The sequence below is a fragment of the Nocardia farcinica genome (assembly GCF_029867845.1).
GTDB lineage: Bacteria > Actinomycetota > Actinomycetes > Mycobacteriales > Mycobacteriaceae > Nocardia > Nocardia farcinica_A.
The window spans coordinates 1-4,424 of record NZ_JARWRU010000187.1 but is presented as its reverse complement, the minus strand read 5'-3'; the positions used below and the strand labels follow the sequence as shown (position 1 = coordinate 4,424).

At 67.7% G+C, this 4,424-nt stretch carries 2 protein-coding genes and 3 pseudogenes; 4 read left to right on the top strand and 1 reads right to left on the bottom strand.

What is annotated here, in order from left to right:
• Nucleotides 1–315 precede the first annotated feature (315 nt).
• The 4 genes and pseudogenes from QH283_RS03860 (at nucleotide 316) to QH283_RS03845 (ending at nucleotide 3,358) form a co-directional block, all read left to right on the top strand.
• Nucleotides 316–1,008 carry a response regulator transcription factor gene (locus tag QH283_RS03860; RefSeq protein WP_348538254.1) on the top strand — a complete coding sequence of 231 codons (693 nt, stop codon included), beginning with the start codon at nucleotides 316–318 and terminating at the stop codon, nucleotides 1,006–1,008.
• Nucleotides 1,005–2,162 carry a sensor histidine kinase gene (locus QH283_RS03855; protein ID WP_432420651.1) on the top strand — a complete coding sequence of 386 codons (1,158 nt, stop codon included), beginning with the start codon at nucleotides 1,005–1,007 and terminating at the stop codon, nucleotides 2,160–2,162. Before QH283_RS03860 ends, QH283_RS03855 begins: the two co-directional genes overlap by 4 nt.
• 96 nt (nucleotides 2,163–2,258) lie before the next feature.
• Nucleotides 2,259–2,602, top strand: a pseudogene (locus tag QH283_RS03850) (ArsR/SmtB family transcription factor).
• A gap of 67 nt (nucleotides 2,603–2,669) precedes the next feature.
• Nucleotides 2,670–3,358, top strand: a pseudogene (locus tag QH283_RS03845) (cation transporter).
• 127 nt (nucleotides 3,359–3,485) lie between these two features.
• Here the strand turns inward: QH283_RS03845 and QH283_RS03840 are convergent.
• A pseudogene (locus tag QH283_RS03840) lies at nucleotides 3,486–4,424 on the bottom strand (MFS transporter); the annotation flags it as partial.

Below are 4,424 nucleotides of genomic sequence, written 5' to 3'. Positions count from 1 at the left end.
GCCCAGCAGCGTGGCTACCAGGTAGATCACCACGGCCCAGAACGCAAGCATGCCCGGTCCACCCCGGCCAACCGATATCACCGACCCAGCCCATCATGGCCGCTTCCTCTCCGTGCGGGTTCATGTCCCCAGACTTGTGGGCGGACCCCGGCACTGCTGTGGAGGTCGTATGAAGATTTGCTCAAGAAACCCCACCGCGGCGTCGGCACCCGGTGTGGGCTGGAGAAGATGAACACCATGGCTTCCTCTGCCGGCACACCCGCAACGACCCGCGACTGGTCGCCCACCCAGCGTCCCCCCACCGGGCTGCGCGCCATGGTCGTCGAGGACGAGGCGCCGCTGGCGAGTCTGGTCGGCAGCTATCTGGAACGCGGCGGTTTCGAAGCCACGATCACCGGTGACGGCCATGACGCTGTCGGGATCGCCCGGCAAGTCGATCCGGATGTCGTGGTCCTCGATCTGGGTTTGCCGGGACTCGACGGTGTCGAGGTGTGCCGGCAACTGCGCACCTTCTCCGACGCCTACGTCGTGATGCTCACTGCCCGTGCCGAAGAGATCGACACCCTGATCGGGCTTTCCGTCGGCGCCGACGACTACATGACCAAACCGTTCAGCCCCCGCGAGTTGATGGCCCGGATCCAGGCCATGATGCGCCGCCCACGCACCAGCACCACCCGCCCAGCCGAGTCCGCCGCCGCCACGCAGGCCCGCGTGTTCGGCCGCTTGGCCATCGATGTCGACGGGCGTGAGGTCACCGTCGACGGTATGCCGGTGGCGCTCACGCGCACCGAGTTCGACGTCCTCGACGCCTTGGCGCGCGACCCCGGCGTCGTGCTCACCCGCGCCCAGCTGATCAGCGCCGTGTGGGGTCCGACCTGGATCGGTGACGAGCATCTGGTCGACGTGCACATCGGCCACCTGCGCCGCAAACTCGGCGACGACGCCACCCGCGGCCGCTACGTCCGCACCGTCCGCGGCGTCGGGTACCGGATGGGCACCGGAGCATGAACACCCGAGCCGTCAACCCCGGATCCGCCCCGAAAACCATGGCCGGGTCGAAAGCGCCCGGTTCGAGTTTCGGGACCCGACTGTTCGTCGCTCTCACCGCCGTGGTGGTCGGATGCGCGGTCAGCGCCTGGCTCGTCGCCTCGGCGCTGGCCCCCGGGATCTTCCACGACCACCTCGGTCAGGCCGGCATCGACCACAACTCGAGCCAAGCAGCCCACGTCGAGGAAGCCTTCACCGCGGCGATCGTGCTGGCCTGGGGTCTGGCGGTCGCGATCGCGGTAGTCCTGGCACTCATAGTGAGCTGGTACATCACCCGGCGCGTCCAACGCTCCCTGACCGCTGTGACGGTCTCCGCCGCCCAGATCGCGCGCGGACGCTACGACACCCGCGTCCGCAGTCCCGGGCTCGGCCGTGAATTCGACGAACTCACCGGCACCGTCAACGAACTCGCCCGCCGACTCGACGCCACTGAAACGACCCGCCGCAGAATGCTGGCCGACCTCGGCCACGAAATGCGCACCCCTATAGCCACACTCGACTCCTACCTCGAAGCCCTCGAAGACGGCGTCCGCCCCTTCGACGACGACACCCGCCACGTTCTGCGCTCGGCCACCCACCGGCTCGAACGCCTCGTCCAGGACGTCACCGCTGTCTCCCGCGCCGAGGAACACCTCACCCGAATCCGCCCGGTCCCCATGACAACCGCCATCCTGGTCACCCACGCCGTCCAGGCCGCGCGAGAACGCTACGACGACAAAGGCGTCGCGCTGCACACCCGCGTCGAGCACTCCGCAGCCGTCACCGTCGATCCCGACCGGCTCGATCAGGTACTGGGCAACCTGCTCGACAACGCCCTGCGCCACACACCCGCCGGGGGTGTGGTCACCGTCAGCAGCCGACGATCCGGCCCCGAGCGCGTAGAAATCGCGGTCTCCGATACCGGCGACGGCATCGCCGCCGACCATCTCGATCATCTCTTCGACCGCTTCTACCGTGCCGACACCGCCCGCGACCGCCGCCACGGCGGCAGCGGTATCGGCCTGACTATTACTCGCGCCCTCGTCGAAGCACATCACGGTCGCATCCGGGCACACAGCGACGGACCAGGCCACGGAGCATGTTTTACTTTTGAACTCCCCATCACAGGACACTGAACCCGGGCGAAGTCGATCGCGACTATGGGGCACCGCCGAAACGTCTCGCGGGAGTAGACCCACCGCCAGTTCATTATTTCGTGAATACAGGAAAATATGTGTCGTCTACGTGTGGAGACGGTGCTGCATCGTGACTCTAACCCGCTTCGGGCACGCACTGTCAGATCCGACCCGCACCCAGATCCTGCTGAGTCCGCGTCAGGCTCCGGCGTATCCGTCGCAGCTGGCCGACCAAATCGGGGTATCGCGGCAGATCCGGGTCGAACCACTTGGCCTGCCTGCGTGGCTGCGGTCTGGTCGTGGCTTGCCCCGAAGGCCGCCGGAGCCGCTACGAACTCGCTGACCGTCGCATCGGGCACGCCTTGGATGACCTGCTCGGGCTGGTACTGGCAGTCGATCCCGCCTGCTGCCCGGCCGCCGACACCCAGGAATGCTGCTGACGTCGACCCCACCGGGAATGCCCGCACTCCCCTCGCGGTCACGTCGGCAGGTCCGCAACGGCGGGCGTTGTTGGCGCGGCGGATCCGCTGGTTGGTCGCCGCGACTATCACCTACAACGTGATCGAGGCGATCGTCGCCATCACCGAGGGCGCCCGCGTCTCGTCGACGGCGTTGATCGGGTTCGGGCTGGACTGGGTGATCGAAGTGACCTCCGCCGCGGCGGTGGCCTGGCAGTTCGCCGGCCGCGACCCCGAGAAGCGAGAGAAGATCGCGCTGCGGATCATTGCGTTCTCCTACTTCGCGCTGGCCACCTACGTCACCGTCGAATCCGTGCGCGGTCTACTCGGGGTCGGCGACGCCGAGCCCTCCATGATCGGCATCGTCCTGGCCGGGGTCAGCCTGGCCATCATGCCGGTGCTGTCCTGGGCCCAGCGGCGCGCCGGTCGCGAACTCGGATCCGCCTCCGCGGTCGCCGACTCCAAGCAAACGCTGCTGTGCACCTACCTGTCGGCGGTGCTGTTGATCGGATTGCTACTCAACAGTCTGTTCTGGTGGTCAGGGGCCGACCCGATCGCCGCCCTCGTCATCGCCGCCCTCGAAGTCGGCGAAGGCATCAAAGCTTGGCGGGGGACACTTGCTGCCCGAACCCCACCACGCTCATCGCCCCGGCGATGGAGCCCAGCGCACACGACGACCACTGCTGCGACCGCGGACCTGAGCCACCAGCGAGAGCAGCGGCGGCCCGACCTGAGTGACGTGTGGTGAATGAAGCTGTGACGGGCCGGTGGCGGTTTGTCGGCCACCGGCCCATCTGACGCCCGAATCTGATCCAGTCGAGCGCGGAGCGGATCTTTGCCGGTTGTCTGCCGGTCGAAGCGCGGTTCAGCGTCTAGTGGTTTTCGCTGGTTCCCGGTACTGGCCGTCAAATTCATCGATCGAGCAGCAGGTGGTCGCCGGATCCAGCTGCCCCGCTGAGGAGTGACGGGATTCGGTAGCAGCAGACTGGGTTCGTTGTTCGCCGCGAGCTGTTTGTTCTGCCGGCTGCGATCGGTCGAGCCGGTGCAGCGCGAAGGCCGACAGGGCGCCGATGAGGCCGAGGCCGGCCCACACCGCCCAGTCCGCGCCGGCAGTACGGGCGGCACCGACCACGGCGCCGGTGGCGAGGTTGCCGGCCAGAATGCCGACACCGACGACGGTGTTGTAGAAGCCGTAGTGGGTCGCCACCAGTTTTCCGTCCGCGAGTGAGACGACGGTGTCCATCTCGAAAGGGAACACCGCGGCGGTGCCGATCGCGAGCAGTGCCGTGGTGACCAGCAAGGCGACGATCGCGATGGCGACGCCGAATGCCGCGGGCCCGGGCACAGCGAGCAGCGGCAGGAACGCCGCGGCCAGGATCGTCATCCCCACGACGAGACTGCGCCCGGTTCCCCAGCGTGCACGAAACCATCCGGTGATCCGTAGCTGTCCGGCTACGGCGACGACGCCGGAGACCACGAACAGCGCCGAAACCAACACCTGGGAGTGCGCGCCTGCGAGGTATTCAGCCTGCAGTGGCAATGCCAGATAGACCTGGAACGACAGCACATAAGAGCCGATCATCGCTACCGAGAACCACAGGAATCGGCGGTTGGCGGCCACCGCCCGCCAGTCCTGCAGCACCGAGGTTTGCGCGGTGGCGTTCTGGTCGCGGCGGGCCGGGAGGGCGAACAACTGCGCGACGGTCAGGACCGCGAACACGACCGCGGCCGCGGCCCCGGGGGCGCCGGAGTCGAGGGAAAAAAAACCCACGCCCACCCCCCGCCCCGCCCCGAAACCCCCCAG

Excerpts from the sequence above, each read along its gene's own strand:
- QH283_RS03855 (WP_432420651.1), top strand. The coding sequence starts at position 1,005 with ATGAACACCCGAGCCGTCAACCCCGGATCCGCCCCGAAAACCATGGCC.
- QH283_RS03860 (WP_348538254.1), top strand. The coding sequence starts at position 316 with ATGGTCGTCGAGGACGAGGCGCCGCTGGCGAGTCTGGTCGGCAGCTAT.